The sequence below is a fragment of the Rhodococcus sp. NPDC003382 genome (assembly GCF_053589135.1).
Map to the genome: position 1 here is coordinate 53,615 of NZ_JBSFRH010000018.1, position 24,421 is coordinate 78,035.

Below are 24,421 nucleotides of genomic sequence, written 5' to 3' on the forward strand. Positions count from 1 at the left end.
GCAGGCCCTCAACCCACGACAGCCTCCCAGACGTAACCGTCCGGATCGACGAATCCTTCTGCAGTGCAGCCGATGACGATGCGATGCGAGCCGGTGCCGTCGGCCGGAACCCCGAGAAGCTTCGCCAATCCCCGACGCTTGTACAGCGCGAGCGTGACGGGACTCGATGCGTCGGAGACGAATTCGGCGTACCTGCCGGCGAAGCTCCTGCCGGCGACGAGTCCGCGCTCGACGTAGAACTTCTTGGCGGCCTTCACGTCGTCGACACCGAGCAGCAGGACGAACTCGTCGATGTTGCGGGTGGCGGGACCGGTGTCCTTCTTCGCCGACGTCGCGATCTTCCAGATCGTGCCGTCCGGCGCCTGGACGGACCCGCCGTAGCCCCACAGGGACTTCGCCGCCGGTTTGGTCACCTCGGCGCCGGCATCGACGGCGGCGTCGAGGAATGCGTCGACGGTCGCGGGGCCGGAGACCGTCAGTGCAAGCGTGAACCCCCGGAAACCGGAGGTGTTTTCGGCGGACTCCCGAAGTCGGATGCAGGAGTCGACCCCGAACGCCTTGTAGAAGCGATGCGCGGCGTCGACGTCGGCGACCTCGAGCGTGACGGATGTGATGGACGTGGTGGGTGCTGTTGTGGTCGTCATGTCCACCACGGTAGGAACCGAGGGGCGTCGCGGGCTTCTCGATTCCTGACCGGTTCGTCCGGCCGTCGCCCCGCGGACCGATCCCGTCCGAACAGGCCACACGCTCACGCAGTCGTGGACACCATCGATACGGCACCTGTCACCGGAACTGCGGGAGGACCCATGGACTGGACCACGACCTTGATGCCCAGCATGCCGACCGTGGAACTGATCACCCGGGGAGTCATCACCTTCCTCGCACTGATGGTGCTGCTCCGGATCATCGGTCAACGCGAATCCGGCGGCATCGGCCTGACCGATCTTCTCGTGGTCGTACTTGTTGCCGACGCGGCAGGAGCCGGGATGATGGCCGATGCCCAGTCGGTCGGCGACGGACTGGTGGTCGCGGCCACCATGTTGTTCTGCAGCGTCGGTATCGACGCGGCCGCATATCGGTGGCCGCGTCTGGCACGACTCGTCAAATCCCGGCCGCGGCCCCTCATCACCGACGGTCAGTTCAATCGCCGGGCGTTGCGTCGCGAGTTCATGACGGAACAGGAAGTGCTGTCGCAACTCGGTTGCACGGCATCTCCGATGCGGACGAGGTCGCCCGCGCCTATCTCGAACCGAACGGGATGATCAGCATCATCCCGAGGTCGGGCGCCGGAACCGTCGAGCCGCCGGAGGGGCCACGGGTGTGAACCTTCCCCGTTTCCGAGCGAGCGGTACACCCGTCTCCTTCAACCGACCGAATGTACCGCTCGCTCGGAAGAGAAGGGGGTTGATGGACCGGACGCTAGCCCTTCTTGGCCGCCGCCTTCGCCGACTTCTTGAACTCGCGCACCTCCTGCAGCGACTTCTCGTCGACGACGTCGGCGATGGATCGGCGGGATCCCTCCTGGCCGTAGTCGCCGGCGGCCTCGCGCCAACCCGCCGGCTGCACACCCATCTGCTTGCCGAGCAGCGCCAGGAAGATGCGAGCCTTCTGGTCGCCGTAGCCGGGCAGCGCCTTCAACCGCTTCAGAACCTGCTTGCCGTCAGGATCTCCCGACGTCCAGATGGCCGACACATCGCCGTCGTACTCGTCGACGATCGCGGCGCACAGGGCCTGGATCCGCTGTGCCATCGACTTCGGGAACCGGTGCACGGCCGGGGGTTGCGCGCAGACGGTGACGAAGTCGTCGGGATCGGCTTCCGCGATCGCGTGCACGTCGAGACTGCCGAGCCGGTCGACGAGCTTCTTCGGGCCGGCGAAGGCCGTCTCCATCGGAACCTGCTGGTCGAGGAGCATGCCGATGAGCAGTGCCAGCGGGTCGGAGGCGAGCAGCGCGTCGGCGTCCGGGTCCCCGACCAGATTCAGCGTCGATGCCATGGGTTGATCATGCCCTGCCCGTTATCGCCGTCGCCACAGTACGGCGACGGCGATCGCGACGACGGTGAGCGCCAGCGTGGCGCTGAACGCGTACAGCCAGTGCGGGAACAGCGTCGGTTCCGATTCGGCGGGAACCGCTGCGAGAGCCGCGAACGATGCGACGACCGCGATGACCGATGCCGCCGCGGACCATCCGCGGGCGAGCCGCGAGTGCCGCTGACCGCGCAGTTCCACGCTGCGTCGTACCGCGTGCTCGATCACCTCGGCCGCCTCGGCGAGTTCTCCGTCGAGGGCGGCGATGTCGTCGGCCACGCGGCGCACCAGCAGCGACCGCAGCTGCGTCGGCTGTGTCCACGAATGGAACCGGTCGTCGTGTATCGATTCCTTGCGCAGCAGTGCCCGCTCCATCTTGCGGGCCTGCATCGCGGCGACGTCGTCGAGCGCGGCACGGAGCCGATCACCGTCGAGATCCTCGTGGTTACGCAGGTGCGCGAGCATCTTCCAGAAGTCCCGCGAGCAGTTCGCCCGCATCGCGACCCACGGCAGCAGCCCGAAGATCATGTCCCCGGTTCCGTGAGTCGTGTAGTCGCTGTCCACCGAGGTCGCCTCGAGATCGAGCAGCACGGCGCCGCAGTCCTCCCGCACCGCGATCGCGGCGCCGGGTTGTGCGGGCGCCTCGACGAGCTGAACCCGATCCCACCGCCACACCACACCCCACGCGCGGGCAGTGGCCCGGACACGGGATCCGGTCGCGTTGCCATCGACGAGGTCGCGTACCCGCTCGCCCCCACTCGACACGATCTCCACCATCAGCGCCTCGACGACCTTGCGATCGCCGACCCCGCGATGCCGGTGCACGACGATCTCGGGCAGCGGCCGGTAGGTCGCGGGGACGGGCATCATCCGGTTGATCCCGGGAACAGATCTTCGAGAGAAGCCGACGACGTCAGCTCGAACGGGGCGAGGAATCCGTCGACGGTGGGCCGGAAACCCTTCCCCTCACGGTCCTGCAGTGGATCGATACGCCGGCCGACGAGGGAGGGCTTGTCGGTCAGTGTCTCCAACGCGAGCACGAGTCCGTGTCCCGGGATCTCCCACAACGACGCACAGGTCGCGGGAGCGCCGACGAACGGACGAGCCGACGAGCCCGCCCGCAGCGCCCCGGTCGAGACGCCGAACGACACCTCGGGTCGTGTGCGATCGACGATGTGCCGGTACGCGAGCAGAACTGCCGGACGGACACCGTGATCGCTGGCGGGGTTCGCTCCGATCCGCGCGGGCAGGAACGGATCGACCGCCGCGGCGGGCGGAACAGGAGGTCGCGGGACCGTCGAGGCGTCGATATCGAGCGCCAGGAGAAAGACATCGAGCACGCCGTGGCATCCCGTAACGGACGCGACGGCGGTTGCGCCGGCTCCGGATTTCACGAGAGCGCGGTATTCCATCACACTCACCACTTCCGAACCCGCCGCGGAACTCGCGGCGACCCTGATCGGGCAGTATGGCATCTCCTGTGGAAAAAGCCCATTCCGGATATTTTCCGAGGTCACAGCCCTGTGTCGGGGAGTTGTCCACGGCCGGTCCACCGTCGGTCCACGGGTTGTCCACAGATTTGTCCACAGCCTGGGCACAACTCGCTCGAAACGGACGGACACCCGGGAAAGCAACCGCCGCCGCACCCGGTTCGGGTGCGACGGCGGAAGGAAGCCGGTGGCTCGCTCAGCCGGCGAGGGCCTTCTCCGTGGCGGCGAGCAGCACGCACGTGGCGACGCCGTCCATGGCCTTGGCCAGTTCGTCGAGCGACGGGAAGCTCGGCGCGAGCCGGATGTTCTTGTCGTCGGGGTCGTTCTTGTAGGGGAACGCCGATCCGGCGCCGGTCAGCGCGATGCCGGCGTCCTTCGCCAGCGCGATGACCCGCTTCGCGGTGCCCTCGACGACGTCGAGGCTGATGAAGTAGCCGCCCTTGGGTTCGGTCCAGGACGCGACCTTCGACGCGCCGAGACGATCCTCGAGGATGCGCAGCACCAGCGCGAACTTCGGCGCGAGGATCTCGCGATGCTTGGCCATGTGGGCACGCACGCCGTCGGCGTCGCCGAAGAACCGCAGGTGCCGCAGCTGGTTGATCTTGTCCGGGCCGATCGTCTTGATGCCCAGGAACTTCTGGTACCAGGCCAGGTTGGCGGCGGACGCCCCGAAGAAGCTGACGCCCGAACCGGCGAAGGTGATCTTCGAGGTCGAGGCGAGCGCGAAGATCCGGTCCGGGTTCCCGGCCTCGGCGGCGAGGCCGAGGATGTCGATGGCCGGCGCGCAGTCCTCGACGAGGGGGTGCACCGCGTAGGCATTGTCCCAGAAGATCCGGAAGTCGGGAGCCGCGGTGGGCATCGACACCAGCGCGCGGGCGACGTCCAGGGAGTAGACGGCACCGGTCGGGTTCGAGTACGTCGGTACCGTCCACATGCCCTTGATCTGTGGATCCGCGGCGACCAGCTCGGCGATGAGGTGGGTGTCCGGACCGTCGTCACGCAGCGGCACCGGGATCATCTCGATGCCGTAGGACTCGGTGATCGCGAAGTGACGGTCGTAGCCGGGGGCCGGGCACAGGAACTTGACGACCGGTTCCTGCGACCACGGACGCGGCGAACCGACGGTGCCGTGCAGCAGCGACGCGACGATCAGGTCGTGCATGATCTCGAGGCTCGCGTTGTTACCGGCGACGAGGTTCTCGACCGGGATGTTCAGCAGCTCGGCGAAGATCGCGCGCAGCTCCGGCAGGCCGGTGAGGCCGCCGTAGTTGCGGCAGTCGGTGCCGCTTCCGTCGCGGTAGTCGCCCTCGCCCGGCAGCGACAGCAGCTCTGCGGAGAGGTCGAGCTGTTCGGGGGACGGCTTGCCGCGGGTCAGGTCCAGCGTGAGCTTCTCGGTCTTCAGCCGGTCGTAATTGGCGGACTGGCGCTCGTGCTCTGCAACGAGTTCCTCATGGCTCATCAACCCGATCTGGGTTTGGACAGGCATGCGGAAGAACCTTTCACCGTGCACGGCGACACGGGCATCGGCGGAGACTAAGGGGACCCCGCGCACCCGGCAGAGCCCGTTGACCCTTGCTGCCTTCCGGCCCTGGGGGAGTTCACAGGATGCGCGCCGCGCGGGATCCATCGGCAAGTGTAGAGGACATGCCACCCAGGCGTGGAATCGCCCCGAGGCGACCCCGAGAAAAGTCACCGCCACCTGCTCGTTTGGCAAGAATCGCGGAGTGTTCGGTATGCTTCCCCACGGAGGATTCGCCTAGTGGCCTATGGCGCTCGCCTGGAACGCGGGTTGGGTTAACGCCCTCAGGGGTTCAAATCCCCTATCCTCCGCCACGGGAAACGCCCGTGACCGGCAGAAATGCAGGTCACGGGCGTTTTCCTTTTCGCGGTGCACCGCGGGTCAGTGCTCTGCTCGCGGCACCAGCCGCAGCCCGCCGGCCGGTGCCGGTGCCGGCACCGAAGCAAGCTGCTCACCGATCTCGCGGGCCGCCTCGATCTGCTCCCTCGTCGCCCGCAGCTGGCGACGGAACACCTCCTGACGGCGGCCGTCCTCGAGGACGAGGGCGATGCACCACAGACCGAGCCACGACGTCCTCGGTGCCCCCTCGGGGGTCGCCTCCGACAGGCGGCGGCCCCGATACCGGTCGAGAAACTGCACCGTCGCCGCGTTCACATCGATGTCGAGGGCGATCGACAGCGCGAGCATCGCGTCGTCGGAGGGCTGCCAGTCCTCGGGCAGAACAGGGTCGTCGACCGGACCGCCGGTGGTCAGGTGAAGGCGCGGCTCAGGCTCCATACAGTCATGGTCGCTTCCTCCGGTCTCCCGACGGGCCCGGACACGCCGGGTCGACCGTCCCACCTCGAGGAACCCGATGCTCGCAATCGTGCCGCGGATCGGGAACGATGACGCCGTGCCGTCGACCTCCCGATTCCTGCCCTGGATCCTCGCGTTGGCAACCGGCGTCGTCGTCGCCGACCAGCTCAGCAAGTGGTGGGCGGAATCGACCGTGTCCCCGGGCGTCTCGACGCCCGTCGTCGGCGAATTCCTCGAGTGGCGGCTCGTCTACAACCCCGGCGCGGCATTCGGGCTCGGCGCCGACTCCACCTGGGTGCTGACCGTGGTCGCGGGCGTCGCGGTCGTCGCCCTCACCGTGCTGGCGGCGCGAACCCTCTCTCCTGCATGGGCGCTCGGCGTCGGCGCGCTGCTCGGCGGCGTCACGAGCCACCTGGGTGATCGCCTGTTCCGCGCGCCCGGGTTCGCTCGCGGGCACGTCGTCGACTTCATCGCCTACAACAAGTGGTTCGTCGGCAATGTCGCCGACATCGCCATCGTCGGCGGCGCGGCCTTCCTGACGGTCCTGACCCTGCTGGGCATGCAGGCACGTCCGGCAGCCGTCTCCGCGGGCTGATCTCGCGGAAACTGCTCTGCCACAGCAGTTCCGGCTACTCGCAGGCAACCCCGTCGCGGTCGCCGTCCATCTCCGGGCGGTAGCCGGGTTGTCCGGCATACAGCGGTGCCGCTCCGGCCGCGCGGGCCGCGGCACAGTTCGCGAAGTACACACCGGTCGACGCCGGGACGGAAGGCTCGGGAGTCTGCGTCGCAACCGGTTCGGATGCCGCGGCTCCGTCGCACTCGGACAGCACCCGCGCGATCGCGTCGTGTTCGGCCTGCGTCACCCACAGCCCGTACGCCGCCTTCACCTGGACCTGCCGTGCCACATAGGTGCACCGGTACGCGCGGTTCGGCGGCAGCCAGGTGGCGGCATCACCGTCGCTCTTCTTCTGGTTCGTCGGGCCGTCGACGGCCTGGAGGTTGCGCGGATCGTTCGCGAAGTCCACGCGGGTCTGCGCGTCGAGTTGCTGCGCGCCCTTCTGCCAGGCGTCCGACAACGCGACGACATGGTCGATCTGCACGGCCTCGGACGTTCCCTGGCCGCGGGTGAACGGGATGGTCGTGCCGGTGTAGGCATCGTGCAGGGTGCCCGACAGGACGACGCAGTCGCGGGTACCCGGCTTGAACTCGATGTCGACGAGGTCGCGGCGCAGGATGTCGTTGCGAGTGTCGCAGCCGTTGTGGCCGCCGTCGACGTCGACGTCGTCGCTCCACGCCTGCCCGAACAGCTCGCGGTCGTAACCACTCTTCGGTGCGCGGCCCTTGATCGGCAGTTGCGCCAGGACCGCCAGCGCCGCCGTCGCCTCGGACGTGGAGGCTCCGCTCGGCTGCGGTTCGGAGTCGGTGGGTGCGGGGGCGGCGGTGACCGGCGCCGATCGGGAGACGGTCGCGGTCGTGGGGTCTGCGGTCACGCCGCATCCCGTAAGGGTTGCAATCGCGGCGACGGCGGCAACGAGCCGGCCGCCCCGGTTGAAGGTCGCCGATCGGCCGGTCACTCGAAATACTCCTGGTCGGGATGGATCCGTGGACTGTCGCCCGACCACACTGCCTCGTTGCACGAGGTAAGCAAAATCGGAGGCGTGGCGCGGCGCACGCCCACCGAATCATTAGCATTTGGGGAGTGGTCGGATACGACAGGAAACTCCAGGGCTTGGCAATCGCCTTGTCCTCCCTCGCGGGATTCGTCGACGCCCTCGGTTTCGTCACGCTCGGCGGGGTGTTCGTCTCCTTCATGAGCGGTAACTCCACCCGCATGTCCGTGGGTATCGCCGACGGACATTGGTCGCAGGCCGCACTCGTCGCGGGGATCCTCGGGTTGTTCGTCGCGGGCGTCGTACTCGGCGGCGTCGTCGCGGAGATCACCGGCCCGGATCGCCGCAGCCGCAAGTTCGCGGTCCTGGCGACGGTGTCCGCCCTGTTGTTCGCCGGCGCGGTCGCGGCGGCGCTCGGCTGGACGCCGGTGGCGATCATCGCGATGACCCTGGCGATGGGCGCCGAGAACAACGTGTTCCGGCGCGACGGCGAAACCAGCGTGGCGCTGACCTACATGACGGGCGCGCTGGTCAAGATCGGCCAGCGCGTCGCCGCGGCGATGTTCGGGGGACCCCGATGGTCCTTCCTGCCGTATCTCGGGCTGTGGGCCGGGCTTGTGGGAGGCGCCGTGCTCGGCGCACTCGCCCACCGCGCCCTCGGTCTGCACGCGCTGTGGATCGCGACGGCGGCCGCAGGGGCGCTCACCGTCGCGGTGAGATACCTCCCCTACAAGCCCGCTACCCGGCCGATGTGAACCGTCCGCTCAGACCGAGAGCAACCGCTGGAAGAAGTCGCGGTAGCGCTTCAACGCGAGCCGGAGATCTTCGGTGGACGCTTCGTCGCCTCGGGCCCACTGCTCCTCGAGCCGCGACCGCGCGTCCGCGAAGCCGCTCGTGAGCCGCTCGACGACATCGGACACCAGACCGTCCGCCTTCCGGACACACTCCCGGGGATCGTCGACGAAACCGGCCTGGACCTCGTCCCAGCGCGACCTGAGTCCCGACAACTCCTCGTGCCCGAAAAGTTCGTCGCGAGACTCCGATTCGGGCGCCGCGGAGGTCCTCTCGGCTTGCGCGGTCGGTGTACCGACATCGCCGGCCGACCCGAGATCACCGGCGGGCGGAGCAGCACTCTCGGTCCTCGCGGCCGTCTCTCCCGTCGACACGGGGGTGTCCGCCGGCACTCCGGTGTCCGTCGGTACTGCGCTTTCCCCGGTCGTCGGGTCGGTGCGGTAGGTCGACGATCCGGCTGCCTCGGTCGATGGTGCTACTCCCCCGGTCGTTTCGGTGCTGCCGGGATGCGGTTCCTGGGTGGTCATGCGCGCGCCTCCTTCGGGTTGCCCTGCTCGTTGTCCCGCGCGAGGAGCGATTCGAAGAGCGTTCGATAGTGCACGAACGCCTCGCGCTGGTCCTCGGTGCGGACAGTGCCGTTCTGCTGCGTCAGGTAGATGCCGTGCGCAGCGCGATAGTTCTCGACGACCGTCGGGTGATCGACCGAGATGTCGGCCGCGCGCCGGTCGAAGTCGTCGACCGGGTAGCCGCGCTCGCGCATGACTTCGGTGACGAGCCGGTCCGCGGCGCCGACCGCACCCGAGGGATCGTCGATGAACGAGGTCTGCACCGTCCGCCAGGTCTCCTGGTATCTCTCGCGTGCTTCGGGCGAGAGCGCCACGATGTCGAGCGCTTCCCGCTTCTTCTCGCGGGCCGCGAGCTCGTTCTCGGCGGCACGTCGTTCGCCGACCTCGTCGACGGTCCGCTCGTACTCGGGCCCGAACCGCTCCTTCAGGTGCTCCGTCCGCGTGCGGCCGCGCGCGGCGCGCGCGGCGACAATCGCGGCGACGACGGCGATCACGGCGATCGCCGCGAGCACCCCGATCAGGATCCATCCCCACACAGGCATCTCGTCGACCTCCTCGTCCCCGAGCGGATACCCGAAAGACGATGGAGGAAACGTGAAGGGTCGACCTCGTTTCGGCACGACGTCCCGCAGGGATCGATCCGACACGGGAACGGTTCGGACGGAACGATTTACGGCTTTACTTGACCGAATCCATTACACGAGTGGGAAATTCGACGCGGGTGAGTCACCGCGCGACCCGAGCCGCGCGGTGACTTCCGGGCCGAGATCAGTTCTGCGTGGTCACCTTCTGGCCGGCGGGGTCGAGAACCCACCACACGCCGCCTTCGCCCTGACCGTCGACCTCACCGGGGGCGGTGTCGTCGACATAGAAGTAGATCGGCCATCCGTTCACCGTGATCTGTTGCCTGCCGTCCGGCGCGGGAATCGTGCCGATCTGCCCGCCGACGCCCTCCACCTGAGGGGTGGTCGTGTCGGTGAGGACCGGTGGCCACTCGTCGAGGCACGGTCCGGTGCACGCGCTCGTGCCGGAGCCGGGAGTGTCCTGGTCGAAGACGTAGACGGTCATCCCGCTGCCGTCGACGATGATGTCGCCCAGTTCGGACCCTGCGACCGCGAGGGCCGCCCCCGCCGCGCCGGCAGGTGGAGGAGAGGCGGCTTCCGTCGTTCGGGTCTCGTCGCTGGTGTGCGTGGTCCCGTGGTCGTAGGCTCCGCTGTCGGTGTCCGTGTCGCCGTTGCCGTCGTCGGAGCAACCGGCCAGCACCAGGACGGCTGCGAACGCCAACGGCGTCGCAGCGCGCACAACTCTTCTCCGCACGAATCTGTTCATAGGAATCGGGTCCTTCTCCCAGTCGGTGCCCGTACCCGCATACCGCGAGGCAGGGCCGGAATCTTCCGGACGTCCCCCCGCCGACCTCGACAAACACTGTTGTGGGTCCGTCCGATTGTCCCACCGGGAAGGGTCGTATCGGGGCGGATCGGGCCGACCGCCCGGAGATTCGCACCGGCGACCGCGCTGTCGGCGGCCGGGTTCCGACCGGACGCTGTGCGTCAGGCGGTGACGCCGGTGGTGAGGATGGAGGCGAGTTCGCGGTAGGCGCTCGCATCGTCGAGCCCGGTGGCGGCACGGACGCGACCCTGCTGGATGCGCACCATCATCGTCGCGGCGAGGTCTGCGGCGAAGGCCGCGTTGACTCCTCGGAAGTCGCCGGTGGCGACGCCCTCGGTGATCAGTTCCTGGACACGGCGGGCCGCGATCCGGGTATTGCGCTCGTACACCTCGCGGGCCGGGGCGAAGGCGTCGAGGTCGTTCATGAACTTCTCCGACGCCGCGGCGAGGGCCTCACCGACGGCCGTGAGGTATGCGGCGATGCGGTCGTGGGATCCCGCGGCGGCGACCTTCGATTCGACCTGTTCGGTCGCCCTTTTGAAGAAGTGCACCGTCGCCGCCGTGACCAGCTGTTCTTTGCTGCCGGCGAGGGTGTAGAGGGTGGACTTGGAACATTGGAGGCGCGCAGCGATCGCATCGAGCGTCAGATGTGCGAAGCCCTCCGCGAGGAACAGCTCCACCAGCCCGTCGAACAGTTCGGTGCGACGAGCGGTGGCGAAGGACGAGCGGGAATCCATACGAGTGATAGTACTGGGGGACTGATTGCAGTACGCTCCTGTCGGCAGTACTGTGAAGCAGAACCCAGTACTACTTTCCGTATTCCCCGAGGAGAATCCTGTGGCCGTCGACCGTCTCTTGCCCACCGACGAGGCCCGTGACCTCATCCAGCTCACCCGCGACGTGGCCGACAAGGTGCTGGCACCGATCGTCGACGAGCACGAGAAGACGGAGACCTATCCCGAGGGCGTCTTCGCCACCCTCGGCGAGGCCGGGCTGCTGAGCCTGCCGTACCCCGAGGAGTGGGGCGGCGGTGGCCAGCCCTACGAGGTGTACCTGCAGGTTCTCGAGGAACTCGCCGCCCGCTGGGCCGCGGTCGCCGTCGCGGTCAGCGTCCACAGCCTCGCCTGCCACCCGTTGATGGCCTTCGGCACCGACGAGCAGAAGCAGAAGTGGCTGCCGGACATGCTCGGCGGCAACACCATCGGCGCCTACAGCCTGTCCGAACCGCAGGCCGGTTCCGACGCGGCCGCACTCGCCTGCAAGGCCACCGCCACCGAGGGCGGGTACCGCATCACCGGCTCGAAGGCGTGGATCACCCACGGCGGCATCGCCGACTTCTACAACCTGTTCGCCCGCACCGGTGAAGGCTCCAAGGGCATCTCGTGCTTCCTCGTCCCCAAGGGCACCGAGGGACTGACCTTCGGCAAGCCCGAGGAGAAGATGGGCCTGCACGCCGTCCCCACCACCTCGGCGCACTACGACGACGCGTTCGTTCCGGAGGAGCGCCGCCTCGGCGCCGAAGGACAGGGTCTGCAGATCGCGTTCAGCGCCCTCGACTCCGGTCGCCTCGGCATCGCCGCCGTCGCGGTCGGGCTCGCGCAGGCCGCGCTCGACGAAGCCGTTGCCTACGCCCAGGAGCGGACGGCGTTCGGCCGCAAGATCATCGACCACCAGGGTCTCGGCTTCCTGCTCGCCGACATGGCCGCCGCGGTCGACTCGGCCCGTGCCACCTACATCGACGCGGCCCGGCGCCGCGACGCGGGCCTGCCGTACTCGCGCAACGCCTCGGTCGCCAAGCTCGTCGCCACCGACGCGGCGATGAAGGTCACCACCGACGCCGTCCAGGTCCTCGGCGGCTACGGCTACACCCGCGACTTCCGCGTCGAGCGGTACATGCGGGAAGCCAAGATCACCCAGATCTTCGAGGGCACCAACCAGATTCAGCGACTGGTCATCAGCCGTCACCTGGCCGGCTGACCCGCCGCCTCTCCCCACTGCCCCACTGCCCTACTGCCCTACTGCCGAAAGCTCACTCATGACCACCTCTGTGATCGTCGCCGGCGCCCGCACCCCCATGGGACGGCTGCTGGGCTCGTTGAAGGACTTCTCCGGCTCGGACCTCGGCGCCGTCGCCATCAAGGGCGCACTCGACAAGGCCCACGTGTCCCCCGACCAGGTCGACTACGTCATCATGGGCCAGGTCCTCACCGCCGGGGCCGGCCAGATCCCCGCCCGCCAGGCCGCCGCCAAGGCCGGCATCCCGATGGACGTCCCGGCCCTGACCATCAACAAGGTCTGCCTGTCCGGACTGACCGCGATCGCGATGGCCGACCAGCTCATCCGCGCAGGCGAATTCGACATCGTCGTCGCCGGTGGGCAGGAATCGATGAGCCAGGCACCGCACCTGCTCGAGAAGAGCCGCACCGGATTCAAGTACGGCGATGTCACGATGCGCGACCACATGGCGCACGACGGGCTCTACGACGTCTTCACCGATCAGGGCATGGGCAACCTCACCGAGTACGCCAACGTCGACGAGCGGGCCGTGTCCCGCGAGGAGCAGGACGAGTTCTCCGCGGCGTCGCATCAGAACGCGGCCCGCGCCTGGAAGGACGGCCTGTTCGACGACGAGGTCGTGCCGGTGCCGATCCCCCAGCGCAAGGGCGACCCCGTCCTGTTCACCGCGGACGAGGGCATCCGCCCGGACACCACCGCCGAATCGCTCGCCAAGCTGCCGCCCGCGTTCCTGAAGGACGGTACGGTCACCGCCGGGTCGGCCTCGCAGATTTCCGACGGTGCCGCCGCCGTCGTCGTGATGAGCAAGGCCAAGGCCGAGGAACTCGGACTGTCCTGGATCGCCGAGATCGGCGCGCACGGCGTGGTGGCCGGCCCCGATTCGACCCTGCAGTCGCAGCCGTCGCGGGCCATCGCAAAGGCCTGCGAGCGTGAGGGTATCGCCCCGACCGATCTCGATCTCGTCGAGATCAACGAGGCATTCGCCGCGGTCGGCATCGCGTCGGCCCGCGAACTCGGCCTCGACCGGACGCGGATCAACGTCAACGGCGGCGCCATCGCGCTCGGCCACCCTCTCGGGATGTCCGGGGCGCGCATCGTGCTGCACCTCGCGCTCGAACTCGGCCGCCGCGGCGGTGGTACCGGTGTCGCCGCGCTCTGCGGTGGCGGCGGTCAGGGCGACGCTCTCATCGTGCGCGTGCCGTGAGCTGAGCGCCCTGTCTCTTCCGGTTGCGAGAACCCCGTGACCGTCCCCCCGACCAGGAGAAATTTCATGAACATCGACGGAGCCGTCGCAATCGTCACCGGTGGTGCCTCGGGCCTCGGCAACGCCACCGCCCGCGCCCTGCACGAACGCGGAGCCCAGGTGGTGCTGATCGATCTGCCGAGCTCGCGCGGTACCGACGCGGCAGCGGCCATCGGTGAGGGCGCGCACTTCGTCGCCGCCGACGTCACCTCCCCCGCCGAGGTCGCCGCAGCCGTCGATTTCGCTGCCGGTCTCGGTGATCTGCGGGTCGCGGTCAACTGCGCGGGTGTCGCCACGCCCGGCAAGGTCCTCGGCCGCAACGGGGCCCTTCCCCTCGAGGAGTTCGAACGCGTCGTCCGCATCAACCTCGTCGGCACGTTCAACGTGATCCGGCTGGCCGCGGAGAAGATCGCCGCGACCGATCCGATCGACGGCGAGCGCGGCGTCATCGTCGACACCGCCTCGGTCGCCGCCTTCGACGGGCAGATCGGTCAGCCCGCCTACGCCGCGTCGAAGGGTGGGGTCGCGGCCCTGACTCTGCCGCTGGCCCGCGAGTTTGCCCGGCATCTCATCCGGGTCGTGACGATCGCGCCCGGAATCTTCGAGACCCCGATGATGGCCGGTCTCCCCGAGGAAGCGCAGCGTTCACTCGGCGAGCAGGTTCCGCATCCCTCGCGTCTCGGTAAGGCCGACGAGTACGCGGCGCTGGCCGCCCACATCATCGACAACCCGATGCTCAACGGCGAGACGATCCGCCTCGACGGCGCCATCCGTATGGCACCGCGCTGACCGCGGTATCCGATCGCGCCGTGCCGGCCACGGACCGTAGGTAGCGGCACCGACAGCTACCCACGGTTCCTCGGCCGGCACGTCGGCGAGCGAGTTACCGCCTCGGATCGCGGGGCTTCGACCACAATCGAGGTCATGACGAACGCAGCGTCCCCCGCCGACCACTACCGCGACCTCGCCGCCAAGTTCACCGCCACCGTCGAAGCGGTCCCCACCGACCGGTGGAGCTCGCCGTCTCCGTGCGACGGCTGGACCGCGCGCGACGTGGTGCAGCACGTCGTCGAGACCCAGCGCGACATCGTCACCAAGGTCGGCCTCGAGCTGCCGTCCGAACCGTCACCGGAAGCGGATCCGGTCGGGGCGTGGATCGCGACCCGCGACGCGATGCAGGAGATCCTCGACGATCCGGCTCGCGGAAACCTCGAGTACGAAGGCTATTTCGGGCGAACGTCCCTCGCCGCGACCGTCGACCGGTTCTACACCTTCGATCTGGTGGTGCACGGGTGGGACCTGGCACGCGCGACGGGCCTCGACGAAACCATCGCCGACGCCGACCTCGATTTCGTCGAGTCCGCGGCGACCGCGATGGGGGAATCGATCCGCATGGCGGGTGTGTGCGGTCCGGCCGTCGACGTGCCCGAGGGCGCCGACCGCACCACCCGGGTCCTCGGGTACCTGGGCCGGCAGGCCTGAGCGTCGCATACCGGCGTCGTGCCTGGTCGCCGTGGTGCCGGTCGGTCTCCGGTAGCGGTACCCATACCGTCGTATGTCCGATTGATGCAGGTACGGTGCATCCATGCGCGCCCGTCCGTACGCCACCACGAACCCCAACCGGCTCGCCGCTGCCCTGCTCCAGGTCGCGGCACGCAGCGGCTTGGACTCGGCGAGCGTGCGCGAGGTCGCGAGTGAGGCCGGGGTCTCCATCGGCGCGGTACAGCATCATTTCCCGACGAAGGACGCGATGCTCGCGTTCGCCTTCCGGGCGCTCGCCGACCGGGTCCTGGCCCGGCTGAGCAGCACCGATCCCGACATCGACCCGTCCCGCACCTTGTTCGCGGCCCTGAGCCAGTTGCTGCCGCTCGACGAACAGCGAGCCAGCGAAGCGCAGGTCATGGCGGCCTTCACGGTCCGCGCGGTCACGTCGCCGCCGCTCGGGGCGATCCGCCACGCGACGCTGTTCACGATGCGCACGGGAGTGTCCGCCGTATTGATCCGGATGGGCATCCCGGAGCCGGAGACACGGGCGACGCTGCTGCTCGCCGCCGTCAACGGTCTCGCTCTCGACGCGATCGCATGCCCAGCGCTGTATCCGCCGGAGTTCCTCACCCACTCCCTGCACACCCAGATTCAGCTGGCCCTCGCCGACGACTGATGCGACCATCATTCGGTCTACCGAGTGAATGATCCCGTCACCCGGAACGAGGGCTCCGCGATGACCGAGGTTTCACCTTCCCCACGCGCGGAACAGCGCTGGACCGCCTCGGCGTTCGTGCTCGTGTCGATGGCCGTGCCGTTCCTGCTTCCCTCGCACTACTCGCCGGGTTACACGTGGTTGCTTCCCGTCATCGAGGGATCGGTTCTCGTCGCGCTCGTCATCGTCGACCCCGGTCGTATCGACCGCCCGGGCAGATGGGTGCGGGCGCTGTCCGTCGCCCTGGTGGTCGTGATCGCGGCGGGGGCGGCGTGGAGTGCGGCGCGGCTGGTGTGGGATCTGCTGCACAGCGCACCGACCGCCACGGTCGCGATCGACCTGCTGCTGTCCGGTGCGCTGGTGTGGATGCAGACCGTCCTGGCATTCGGCTTCCTGTACTGGGAACTCGACGGTGGTGGCGCCGTGAACCGGCACCTGCGGCCCCGGGCCCATCCCGACCTGGCGTTCCCCCAGCAGCTCGAGCCCGAACTCGCGCCCAGCGGGTGGCGGCCCGTCTTCGCCGACTACCTGTTCCTCGCCCTGATCAACGCCACCACGTTCGGTCCCGCCGACGTCCTGCCCCTGGCGCGGTGGGCGAAGCTGACCATGGCCGTGCAGTCCCTGCTGTCGCTGGTGATCCTCGGTCTGGTCGTGGCGAATGCGGTGAACCTCCTCTGACGGTGTTGCGTTGTGGCGGTCCCGACCGCCACAAAGGCACACGGGCGGCGGAGCCGCACTCAGGCACACCGGCGGCGGAGCCGCACCCGGATAGGGTGCAGGAATGTTCTATTCGGAGGCCGAGGCACCGGTGGGAGCCGGGCGGTTCGCGCCGAGTCCCTCCGGCGACCTGCATCTGGGCAACCTTCGGACCGCCGTGCTCGCGTGGTTGTTCGCCCGCAGCACCGGACGCCGGTTCCTGGTGCGCGTCGAGGATCTCGATCGGGTCCGGCCCGGCGCGGAGCACACTCAGCTCGCGGACCTGGCGGCGCTCGGCATCGACTGGGACGCCGAGGTCGTCCACCAGTCGCGGCGGCTTCGACTGTACGAGGAGGCGATCGACCGGCTCACCCGGGCCGGGCTGACCTACGAGTGTTTCTGCACCCGACGCGAGATCCAGCAGGCCACCTCCGCGCCGCACGCGCCGGCCGGTGCCTATCCGGGCACGTGCCGCAGGTTGTCGAGTGCCGAACGGGCCGAGAAGATGGCGTCGGGCCGCCCGCCGGCCGTGCGGTTGCGGGCCGGAACGGACTTCTTCACGGTGCACGACGTGCTGCACGGCGATTTCACCGGAATCGTCGACGATCTCGTGCTGCGACGCGGCGACGGGACCCCCGCCTACAACCTGGCGGTCGTCGTCGACGACGCCGCGCAGGGCATCGATCAGGTCGTGCGCGGCGACGACCTGCTCTCCTCCGCACCCCGTCAGGCGTATCTGGCTGGGCTGCTGGATCTTCCGGCGCCGGTGTACGCGCACGTCCCGCTCGCGCTGAACGCGGAGGGCAAGAGGCTGGCCAAGCGCGACGGCGCCGTGACCCTCGCCGATCAACGCACCCTCGGGCACACTCCCGCGGATGTGCTGGGCCGGATCGCGGTGTCCCTCCGCCTGGCCGACCCCGGGGAGCCGGTGACGCTGCCGCTGCTGCTCGACCGCTGGAACCCGGCGCTGCTACCCCGGCATCCGTGGGTGTTCGAGACCGAGCTCGTGTGGCCCGACGAAGCCGGGATCGCCGGACAAAGTTGATCATGCTGCGCAACGACCGAATCGGACGTAGTGTGCGGAATTGACTTGACGCTCAGCCGCCTCGAGAGGACGAGCTATGACGACCGGCGGTTACGACCCGAACCAGGACCCGTACAGGCAGGGCAACAGCCCCGAGAACCCGGATCCGAAGAATCCGCAGGGTGGCTACCCGCCACCACCGTCCGGCGGTTATCCGCCCCCGCCGGGCAACTACCCACCTCCCGGGAACTACCCTCCGCCCCAGGGCAACTACCCGCCCCCGCCAGGGAGCTACCCCCCGCCGTCAGGGAACTATCCCCCGCAAGGCAATTACCCGCCGCAGGGGAACTACCCCCCGCCCCCGGGTAACTACCCGCCCCCGCCGGGGAACTTCTCGTCGCAGCCTCCCGGCTACTCCCCCGTCCCGACGCAGCTGAGCGTGGGCGACGCCATCTCGTACGGATGGTCGAAGTTCAGCGCGAACGCCGGGGTGTGGATCGGTTTCATGATCGTGGCCCTCGTCATCCAGGGTGTGATCAACCTCATCTTCGGCGGTTTCAACACCGACGGTGACTTCACGCTGTGGCGCGCGATCGGCACGATCGTGAGCGCGATCGTCGGTTACCTCATCCAGGCCGCGTACGTCCGCGGTGCGCTGCACGAGATCGACGGCAACAAGCCTGCGTTCGGCTCGTTCTTCCAGTTCACCAACGTCGCCGCGGTGATCATCGCGGGCGTGCTCGTCGGCCTCGCGACGGTCATCGGGTTCGTGCTCCTGATCATTCCCGGCCTGATCGTCATGTTCCTGACCTGGTGGACGCTGCCGTTCGTCATCGACAAGAACCAGGATGCGATCACCGCGATCAAGTCCAGCATCCAAGCGATCTCCTCCAACGTGGGGACCTTGCTGTTGCTTGCGCTGGCCGTGGTGGGACTCAACATCGTCGGCGCACTGCTGTGCGGGCTGGGTCTGTTCGTCAGTGTTCCGGTGACGCTCATCGCCTCGACCTATGCGTACCGAGTGACCGTTGGGGGTCCTGTGGCACCCTGATCGGGCAGCGTGCGGACATTTCGACCATATCGACGAGTGCTGCACGGGCGATGTACCGTGCAGCATCCGCACGCCCGACGACAAGGGAGAGACATGACCACCGGGGGATATCCGCCTCAGTCCGATCCACACAGTTCGGGGGCATACCCCGCACCTCAGTACGGCGGACCGCAGGCATCCGGGCAACCGGCCGACTACACCACGCACTTCCCGAACCCGATCACCTCGGGCTACGAGCCGCCCCAGCAGAATCCCCCGCAGTACGGTGCCCCGGCGGGCGGACAGCAGTACGGTGCCCCCACCGGTGCGCCGCAGTACGGTGCCCCGCAGTACGGCGGTCCGCAGTACGGCGGTCCGCAGTACGGTGGCCAGTCCTCGACGCCGCAGTACACCGCCCCGCCCGCCGGCCCCCAGTACGGTGCGCCGCAGTACGGCGACCAGCAGGCCCCGCAGTTCGGTAACCAGCAGTACGGTGCCCCGCAGCAGCCCGGCCAGCAGTACGGCGCCCCCCAGTTCGGCGCTCCGCAGTTCGGCGCACCGCAGCCTGCCTCCGGCCCGGGTGCCGGGCAGCCGGGCGAGCTGCTCCCGCGACTGGGCGCGCGCGTCATCGACGCACTGATCGTGGGTGTCCCGTTCGCGATCCTCACCGCGATCGTCGCCATCGCCGACGTCTTCTTCCTGACCGCGGTGGTCGGCCTGCTCTCCGGCGTCGCGATGCTCGGCTACGCGACGTACTTCGAGTCCACGAAGGGCGCGACGGTGGGCAAGAAGGTGCTCGGTCTGTCGGTGACCGGCCCGAACGGCGGACTCCCCACGCTCGAAGAGGCCGCGAAGCGCAACGCCTACCTGGGGCTGCAGGCGCTGACCTGGATTCCGATCCTCGGCTGGCTGTTCAACATCGCCTCGTTCGCCGCATACATCGGCGTCGCAGTCACCATCGAGCAGAGCCCGACCAAGCAGGGCTTCCACGACAAGTTCGCGGGCGGCACGCAGGTCGTCAAGTCCTGATCCGTCCCACCCCGACCGCGGGCCCCGTCCACTCCGGACGGGGCCCGCGGCGTTTTGTCCGTACTTCGCGTTGTCGCGCCGCGAGTGCTTGGATGGCCGGGTGACAGAGCATGCATCGACCCCGAAGAATCCCGCCACCGGCCCGGTCGCCACAACCGATCATGCGGCGTTCGCGCACGTGGCGCGCAGCTACTACCCGGGGATCGTCGCATTGTTCACGACGGTGCTCATCATCTCCAACATCTGCGCGACGAAGGGCGTCGCATTCTTCGGCGACGCCGACGTCGCGGTCGGCTCACTGCAGATCCTGCCGATCCTGACCGACGGCGGTTTCTTCCTGTTCCCGCTCGCCTACATCCTGGGCGACGTCCTGAGCGAGGTGTACGGGTTCGCGGCGACCCGGCGCGCGGTGCTGTTCGGGTTCGGCGCGGTCGCCCTGGCCGCCCTGTGCTTCTGGATCACCGGCCTGCTGCCGCCCGCCGACTTCTACGAGAACCAGGAGGCGTTCGACGCGGTCCTCGGGGTCGTCCCGCGCATCCTGCTCGCCGGTCTCTCCGGTTACCTCGTCGGCCAGTTGCTGAACTCGTACGTGCTGGTGCGGATCAAGGAGCGCACGAAGGAGAAGTACCTGTGGGCCCGGCTGATCGGGTCCACGGTGGTCGGCGAGTTCGCCGACACGCTGATCTTCTGCGCGATCGCCGCGGGTGCGATCGGTATCTCGACGTGGACGGACTTCACCAACTACGTGATCGTCGGATTCCTGTGGAAGACGCTCGTGGAGATCGTCGTCATGCCGATCACGTACCGCGTGATCGCGCACGTGAAGAAACACGAACCGACCTATTCGGCGGTCTGACTACCGGCGGGCACCCGCGTAGAACCGGCCGAGGGTGTCCGCCTTGTACTCGGCGAAATAACCACCCTCGATCGACGCGCGGATCTCGTCGACGAGCCGCACGGTGAACCGCTCGTTGTGGATCGTGCACAACGTCGACGCCAGCATCTCCTTCGCCTTGAACAGGTGATGGATGTAGGCGCGCGTGTAGTTCGCGCACGTGTAGCAGTCGCAGTTCTCGTCGATGGGCGTGAAGTCCCGCCGGAAGCGGCTGGTGTTGATGTTGAACCGGCCGTCCGGATGGTAGATGGCCGCGTTGCGGGCGACCCGGGACGGATTCACGCAGTCGAAGGTGTCGGCTCCGTGTTCGATCGCGACGAACATGTCGTCGGGTTCGCTGATGCCGAGCATGTGGCGGGGTTTGTGGGCGGGCAGTTCCTCGGTGCACCAGCGCACGATGGTGCCGAGGTTCTGCTTCTCGAGCGCCCCGCCGATGCCGTATCCGTCGAATCCGCGCCCGGACTCGCCGACGATCGATTCGAGGCCGCGGCACGCCTGCCGCCGCAGATCCTCGTACTGCGCCCCCTGCACCACACCGAACAACGCCTGGTACGGACGGTGAGCGCGTTCGGCGGTGAGCTTCTCGTGCTCGGAGATGCAGCGCACCGCCCACGCCTGCGTCCGCGCGAGCGACTCCTCCTGGTAGCGCCGCGTGTTCATCAGAGTGGTCAGCTCGTCGAACGCGAACATGATGTCGGCGCCGAGCTGATGCTGGATCCGCATCGAGACCTCGGGGGTGAACCGGTGTCGGGAGCCGTCGAGGTGCGACTTGAAGGTGACGCCGTCGTCGTCGACGTGCGCGAGCCGTTCCTTGCCCTTGGCGATGACGTCGTCGGACTGCACGCCGACCGCCTCCATCGCCAGCACCTTCTTGAATCCGACGCCGAGGGACATCACCTGGAATCCGCCGCTGTCGGTGAACGTCGGGCCGTCCCAGTTCATGAACTTGCCGAGCCCGCCGGCCTCGTCGACGATCTCCGGTCCCGGCTGCAGGTACAGGTGATACGCGTTGGCGAGCAGGGCCTGCGCCCCGAGGTCCTTCATCGACTCGGGCAGCACCGCCTTGACCGTCGCCTTGGTGCCGACACCGACGAACGCCGGCGTGCGGATGTCGCCGTGCGGGGTGTGGATGGTGCCGGTGCGGCCCAGACCGTTGTCCAGCCGGGCGCCGACGGTGAAGAACGGGTCGGGCGGAGTCGGCACTGCGGAGTCGGTACTGCGTGGGGCGTTCACCCGACGATTGTGCCAGGTTACCGTTCACCGGACCTCGACCGGCCGGTGCGTGAGCGGCCGTTTCCGTGATCGCTACGGCTCGACGTCCCTGCTGCTGCGGCGTCGTGCCACGCCTCGCGCGACGGCCTTGCCGACCTCGTCGACCCACAGGACGACCGAACCCACCGCCACGGCCAGCGCCCACTGCGGCAGCGTCAGGGACGTGGTGTCGAAGAATCCCTGCAGCACCCCGGCCTGCACCACGCAGACCTGCAGCACGATCACGGCGGCGATCGCGATCCACACGCTGTGGTTGGTGAACGTCTGCAACGAGAAGACCGATCCCAGGTTCGACCGCACGTTGAACAGGTTGAACACCTGGAAGAACACGAACGTCGTGAACGCGAGGGTCGTCGCGAACAGCGGGTCGCCGGCGCTGTCCGGGAAGAGATCGGGAGCGAAGTACAGCACCGCGATCGTGCCGGCGGCCATCACGACACCCAGCCCCAGGATCCGCCGGACCCGGGCCGCGTTCAGCAGTGCCTCGTGGGCCGCTCGTGGCGGGCGTTTCATCGTGCCCGGCTCGGCCGGGTCGACGCCGAGCGACAGGGCCGGCGGCCCGTCCATGATGATGTTCACCCACAGGATCTGCAGCGCGGTGAACGGTGCGCCCCCGGCCAGCCCCAGCGCCCCGGCCGCGAGGAAGATCAGCACGAATCCCCACGCGGTGGTGAGCTGGAACTTCACGAACTTGACGATGTTGTCGTAGATTCCCCGGCCCTCGGCGACCGCGGCGACGATGGTCGCGAAGTTGTCGTCCGTGAGGATCATGTTCGCGGCGCCCTTGGACACGTCGGTACCGGTGATCCCCATGGCCACGCCGATGTCGGCCTGCTCGAGGGCGGGTGCGTCGTTCACCCCGTCGCCGGTCATCGCGACGATCTCCCCGCGGGCCTGCAGGGCCTTGACCACCCGGATCTTGTGCTCGGGTGCCACCCGGGCCAGCACCCCGAACTCCGCCGCGCGGTCCTGCAGGGCTGCGTCGTCGAGCCGGTCGAGATCCGCGCCGCTCGCGGCGCTGCCGGGGATGCCCAGTTGCCGCGCGATCGCCGTGGCCGTCACCAGGTGGTCGCCGGTGATCATGTGCACGACGATTCCGGCGCCGTGCGCGACCTCGATGGCGTGCTTGGCCTCCGGCCGCGGCGGATCGACGATCCCGACGACCGCGTACACGGTCAGTTCGTCCACGCACCGTTGCAGGGCGTCGGCGTCGCCGCGGGGCACCGCGTCCAGGTCGCGGCCCGCGATCATGAGGGTGCGCAGGCCCTCGCCGGCGAGGCCGTCGATCGCGGCCCTGATCCGGTGGTGGTCGGCCTCGTCGAGCGGCATCGGGCCGCCGGCGCCGAGCATCGTCGTGGCCCGGTCGAGCAGCACACCGGGCGCGCCCTTCACGAAGACCCGGTAGCCGCCCTCGGGAACCGCGTGGAAGGTGGCCATGTACTTGTAGGCCGAGTCGAACGGCACCTCGGCGAGCCGCGGCAACGCACCCCGCGCCCCGTCGACGTCGATGCCGCCCTTCTCCGCCAGCACGACCAGCGCGCCCTCGGTGGGATCGCCGACCAGGACGCCGTCGTGGACGGCCGCGTCGTTGCACAGCGCCATGCCCAGCAGCGCCGCCGTCATGTCCGGTGCGGGCAGGCCGTCGCCGACCAGGATCTTGCCGTCGGTGCCGTAGCCGCTGCCGGTCACCCGGAAACTGCGGCCGCGCACGAGCAACCGCTGCACCGTCATCTCGTTGAGGGTCAGCGTGCCCGTCTTGTCGGTGGCGATGTGGGTGGTGCTGCCGAGGGTCTCGACCGCGGACAGTTGCTTGACGATCGCGCCGCGCGCGGCGAGCCGGGACGCACCCATGGCGAGGGTGAAGGCGACCACGGCGGTCAGGCCTTCGGGGATCGTGGCGACCGCGAGGGAGACGGCGGTCAGGAGCAGATCCGACCAGGACTGGCCGCGCAGCAGGCCCAGCACGAAGACGAGGGTGACGGTGACCAGCGCGACGATCGTCAGCGTTCCGGCGAGCTGGCCGATGCGGCGTTGCAGCGGGGTCTGTTCCACCCCCGCGGTGCCGAGGAGGGTGGCGATCGCCCCCATCTCGGTGTGCATGCCGGTGGCGGTGACGATCATCTCGGCACGCCCGCGGGTGACCTGCGTGTTCATGAACAGCATGTCGGTGCGGTCCCCGAGGGGCGCGGCCGGCTCCGCGACGGGGTCGATCTCCTTGTCGACGGGATGCGATTCGCCGGTGAGCGCGGCCTCGGCGACCTGCAGGCGCACGGCGGTGACGAGCCGTCCGTCTGCGGGGACGGTGTCGCCGGCCTCGAGCAGCACGACGTCCCCGGGGACCAGGTCGGCGCGCGGCAGGTCCGCTTCCCGTCCGTCGCGGCGGACCTGCGCAGTCGAGACGGACATCTGCCGCAGTGCCTGCAGGCTGTTCTCGGCGCGGGCCTCCTGCACGTAGTTGAGGACCGTGTTCAATGCGATGACCGCGAAGATCACGACCGGGGTTTCCCATTCGCGGGAGACGGTCGCGCTGACCACTGCGGCGATCACCAGCACGAGGGTCATCCGGTCGGCGAGCAGCGCGGCCACCTTGCGCCACACCGGAACTCGCGGCGCCTCGGCGAGCAGATTGGGTCCGTGTTCGGTGCGTCGCCGTTCGACCTCGACGGCGGACAGCCCTGTCCCGGGGTCGACCCCGAGCGCTGCGGCGACCTCGACGGGCGACCGGGTGTGCCACGGCGATTCGACGACGTCGGTCATGGGCTCCCACGCTATCGGTGGATCGCCCGGCGTGCCCGGCGTTCCACTGCACGGCCACGCTGTTCGTGAT

At 68.8% G+C, this 24,421-nt stretch carries 26 protein-coding genes, 1 tRNA gene and 1 other RNA gene; 14 read left to right on the forward strand and 14 right to left on the reverse strand.

Annotated features, from left to right (window positions below; all coding sequences use genetic code 11):
* Positions 1 to 8: 8 nt before the first annotated feature.
* Positions 9 to 644, reverse strand: coding sequence for a glyoxalase (locus ACWDUD_RS14355; protein WP_450109723.1), 636 nt, complete (start codon positions 642 to 644; stop codon positions 9 to 11).
* A 162-nt stretch (positions 645 to 806) separates the two neighbouring features.
* On the opposite strand from ACWDUD_RS14355, the gene ACWDUD_RS14360 reads away from it, so the two are divergent.
* Positions 807 to 1,262, forward strand: a complete 456-nt coding sequence (locus ACWDUD_RS14360) for a DUF421 domain-containing protein (protein ID WP_450109724.1) — start codon at positions 807 to 809, stop codon at positions 1,260 to 1,262.
* A 157-nt stretch (positions 1,263 to 1,419) separates the two neighbouring features.
* Here ACWDUD_RS14360 and ACWDUD_RS14365 read toward each other — a convergent pair whose 3' ends face one another.
* From ACWDUD_RS14365 to ffs, 5 genes are all read right to left on the reverse strand, one after another.
* The gene (locus tag ACWDUD_RS14365; protein WP_450109725.1) at positions 1,420 to 1,995 is read right to left on the reverse strand and encodes an HhH-GPD-type base excision DNA repair protein; all 576 of its coding nucleotides are present in this window, start codon (positions 1,993 to 1,995) and stop codon (positions 1,420 to 1,422) included.
* Between the two features lie 21 nt (positions 1,996 to 2,016).
* Positions 2,017 to 2,898 carry a hypothetical protein gene (locus tag ACWDUD_RS14370; RefSeq protein WP_450109726.1) on the reverse strand — a complete coding sequence of 294 codons (882 nt, stop codon included), beginning with the start codon at positions 2,896 to 2,898 and terminating at the stop codon, positions 2,017 to 2,019.
* Positions 2,895 to 3,440: a hypothetical protein gene (locus tag ACWDUD_RS14375; RefSeq protein ID WP_450109727.1), complete on the reverse strand. Its 546-nt coding sequence runs from the start codon at positions 3,438 to 3,440 to the stop codon at positions 2,895 to 2,897. The genes ACWDUD_RS14370 and ACWDUD_RS14375 overlap by 4 nt, the downstream gene beginning before the upstream one ends.
* A gap of 274 nt (positions 3,441 to 3,714) precedes the next feature.
* On the reverse strand, positions 3,715 to 5,004 hold the full coding sequence (locus tag ACWDUD_RS14380; RefSeq protein ID WP_450109728.1) for an aminotransferase class I/II-fold pyridoxal phosphate-dependent enzyme: 1,290 nt from the start codon (positions 5,002 to 5,004) through the stop codon (positions 3,715 to 3,717).
* Positions 5,005 to 5,051: 47 nt separating this feature from the next.
* An RNA gene (gene ffs, locus ACWDUD_RS14385) (signal recognition particle sRNA small type) lies at positions 5,052 to 5,146 on the reverse strand.
* Between the two features lie 117 nt (positions 5,147 to 5,263).
* On the opposite strand from ffs, the gene ACWDUD_RS14390 reads away from it, so the two are divergent.
* A tRNA-Ser gene (locus ACWDUD_RS14390) sits at positions 5,264 to 5,351 on the forward strand.
* A gap of 67 nt (positions 5,352 to 5,418) precedes the next feature.
* Here the strand turns inward: ACWDUD_RS14390 and ACWDUD_RS14395 are convergent.
* Complete coding sequence (locus ACWDUD_RS14395) at positions 5,419 to 5,814, reverse strand: hypothetical protein (protein ID WP_450109729.1); 396 nt, start codon at positions 5,812 to 5,814, stop codon at positions 5,419 to 5,421.
* Positions 5,815 to 5,890: 76 nt separating this feature from the next.
* Between ACWDUD_RS14395 and ACWDUD_RS14400 the strand changes: the two genes are divergently transcribed.
* Positions 5,891 to 6,427 carry a signal peptidase II gene (locus tag ACWDUD_RS14400; RefSeq protein WP_450109730.1) on the forward strand — a complete coding sequence of 179 codons (537 nt, stop codon included), beginning with the start codon at positions 5,891 to 5,893 and terminating at the stop codon, positions 6,425 to 6,427.
* Between the two features lie 34 nt (positions 6,428 to 6,461).
* Here ACWDUD_RS14400 and ACWDUD_RS14405 read toward each other — a convergent pair whose 3' ends face one another.
* Positions 6,462 to 7,406 carry a GmrSD restriction endonuclease domain-containing protein gene (locus ACWDUD_RS14405; RefSeq protein ID WP_450109731.1) on the reverse strand — a complete coding sequence of 315 codons (945 nt, stop codon included), beginning with the start codon at positions 7,404 to 7,406 and terminating at the stop codon, positions 6,462 to 6,464.
* Between the two features lie 125 nt (positions 7,407 to 7,531).
* Here ACWDUD_RS14405 and ACWDUD_RS14410 point away from each other — a divergent pair, with 125 nt between their 5' ends.
* Positions 7,532 to 8,197 (forward strand): YoaK family protein, encoded by a 666-nt coding sequence (locus ACWDUD_RS14410; RefSeq protein WP_450109732.1) that lies wholly within the window; start codon positions 7,532 to 7,534, stop codon positions 8,195 to 8,197.
* 9 nt (positions 8,198 to 8,206) lie between these two features.
* Here ACWDUD_RS14410 and ACWDUD_RS14415 read toward each other — a convergent pair whose 3' ends face one another.
* The 4 genes from ACWDUD_RS14415 to ACWDUD_RS14430 form a co-directional block, all read right to left on the reverse strand.
* Complete coding sequence (locus ACWDUD_RS14415; RefSeq protein WP_450109733.1) at positions 8,207 to 8,761, reverse strand: hypothetical protein; 555 nt, start codon at positions 8,759 to 8,761, stop codon at positions 8,207 to 8,209.
* Positions 8,758 to 9,342, reverse strand: a complete 585-nt coding sequence (locus ACWDUD_RS14420) for a hypothetical protein (RefSeq protein WP_450109734.1) — start codon at positions 9,340 to 9,342, stop codon at positions 8,758 to 8,760. Before ACWDUD_RS14420 ends, ACWDUD_RS14415 begins: the two co-directional genes overlap by 4 nt.
* 226 nt (positions 9,343 to 9,568) lie before the next feature.
* Complete coding sequence (locus ACWDUD_RS14425; RefSeq protein WP_450109735.1) at positions 9,569 to 10,102, reverse strand: COG4315 family predicted lipoprotein; 534 nt, start codon at positions 10,100 to 10,102, stop codon at positions 9,569 to 9,571.
* A gap of 248 nt (positions 10,103 to 10,350) precedes the next feature.
* A complete protein-coding gene (locus tag ACWDUD_RS14430) occupies positions 10,351 to 10,926 on the reverse strand; it encodes a TetR/AcrR family transcriptional regulator (RefSeq protein WP_420750912.1) in 576 nt (191 codons plus the stop codon).
* A 100-nt stretch (positions 10,927 to 11,026) separates the two neighbouring features.
* Between ACWDUD_RS14430 and ACWDUD_RS14435 the strand changes: the two genes are divergently transcribed.
* The 10 genes from ACWDUD_RS14435 (at position 11,027) to ACWDUD_RS14480 (ending at position 20,283) form a co-directional block, all read left to right on the forward strand.
* Entirely contained in the window at positions 11,027 to 12,166 is a 1,140-nt protein-coding gene (locus tag ACWDUD_RS14435) for an acyl-CoA dehydrogenase family protein (RefSeq protein WP_197253269.1), read from the forward strand.
* Between the two features lie 58 nt (positions 12,167 to 12,224).
* The gene (locus ACWDUD_RS14440) at positions 12,225 to 13,409 is read left to right on the forward strand and encodes an acetyl-CoA C-acetyltransferase (RefSeq protein ID WP_450109736.1); all 1,185 of its coding nucleotides are present in this window, start codon (positions 12,225 to 12,227) and stop codon (positions 13,407 to 13,409) included.
* A gap of 66 nt (positions 13,410 to 13,475) precedes the next feature.
* Positions 13,476 to 14,237 carry an SDR family NAD(P)-dependent oxidoreductase gene (locus tag ACWDUD_RS14445; RefSeq protein ID WP_450109737.1) on the forward strand — a complete coding sequence of 254 codons (762 nt, stop codon included), beginning with the start codon at positions 13,476 to 13,478 and terminating at the stop codon, positions 14,235 to 14,237.
* 135 nt (positions 14,238 to 14,372) lie between these two features.
* Positions 14,373 to 14,930, forward strand: coding sequence for a TIGR03086 family metal-binding protein (locus tag ACWDUD_RS14450; RefSeq protein ID WP_197253263.1), 558 nt, complete (start codon positions 14,373 to 14,375; stop codon positions 14,928 to 14,930).
* A gap of 103 nt (positions 14,931 to 15,033) precedes the next feature.
* Entirely contained in the window at positions 15,034 to 15,609 is a 576-nt protein-coding gene (locus ACWDUD_RS14455) for a TetR/AcrR family transcriptional regulator (RefSeq protein WP_197253261.1), read from the forward strand.
* Positions 15,610 to 15,669: 60 nt separating this feature from the next.
* The gene (locus tag ACWDUD_RS14460) at positions 15,670 to 16,326 is read left to right on the forward strand and encodes a hypothetical protein (protein WP_450109738.1); all 657 of its coding nucleotides are present in this window, start codon (positions 15,670 to 15,672) and stop codon (positions 16,324 to 16,326) included.
* Positions 16,327 to 16,429: 103 nt separating this feature from the next.
* Complete coding sequence (gene gluQRS / locus ACWDUD_RS14465; RefSeq protein ID WP_450109739.1) at positions 16,430 to 17,389, forward strand: tRNA glutamyl-Q(34) synthetase GluQRS; 960 nt, start codon at positions 16,430 to 16,432, stop codon at positions 17,387 to 17,389.
* Between the two features lie 76 nt (positions 17,390 to 17,465).
* Entirely contained in the window at positions 17,466 to 18,419 is a 954-nt protein-coding gene (locus ACWDUD_RS14470; RefSeq protein WP_450109740.1) for a hypothetical protein, read from the forward strand.
* Between the two features lie 93 nt (positions 18,420 to 18,512).
* On the forward strand, positions 18,513 to 19,427 hold the full coding sequence (locus ACWDUD_RS14475; RefSeq protein WP_450109741.1) for an RDD family protein: 915 nt from the start codon (positions 18,513 to 18,515) through the stop codon (positions 19,425 to 19,427).
* Between the two features lie 100 nt (positions 19,428 to 19,527).
* Positions 19,528 to 20,283 (forward strand): queuosine precursor transporter, encoded by a 756-nt coding sequence (locus tag ACWDUD_RS14480; protein ID WP_197252135.1) that lies wholly within the window; start codon positions 19,528 to 19,530, stop codon positions 20,281 to 20,283.
* Here ACWDUD_RS14480 and tgt read toward each other — a convergent pair whose 3' ends face one another.
* The gene (gene tgt / locus ACWDUD_RS14485; protein ID WP_450109742.1) at positions 20,284 to 21,525 is read right to left on the reverse strand and encodes a tRNA guanosine(34) transglycosylase Tgt; all 1,242 of its coding nucleotides are present in this window, start codon (positions 21,523 to 21,525) and stop codon (positions 20,284 to 20,286) included.
* Positions 21,526 to 21,627: 102 nt separating this feature from the next.
* Positions 21,628 to 24,351 carry a cation-translocating P-type ATPase gene (locus tag ACWDUD_RS14490; RefSeq protein ID WP_450109743.1) on the reverse strand — a complete coding sequence of 908 codons (2,724 nt, stop codon included), beginning with the start codon at positions 24,349 to 24,351 and terminating at the stop codon, positions 21,628 to 21,630.
* Positions 24,352 to 24,421 lie beyond the last annotated feature (70 nt).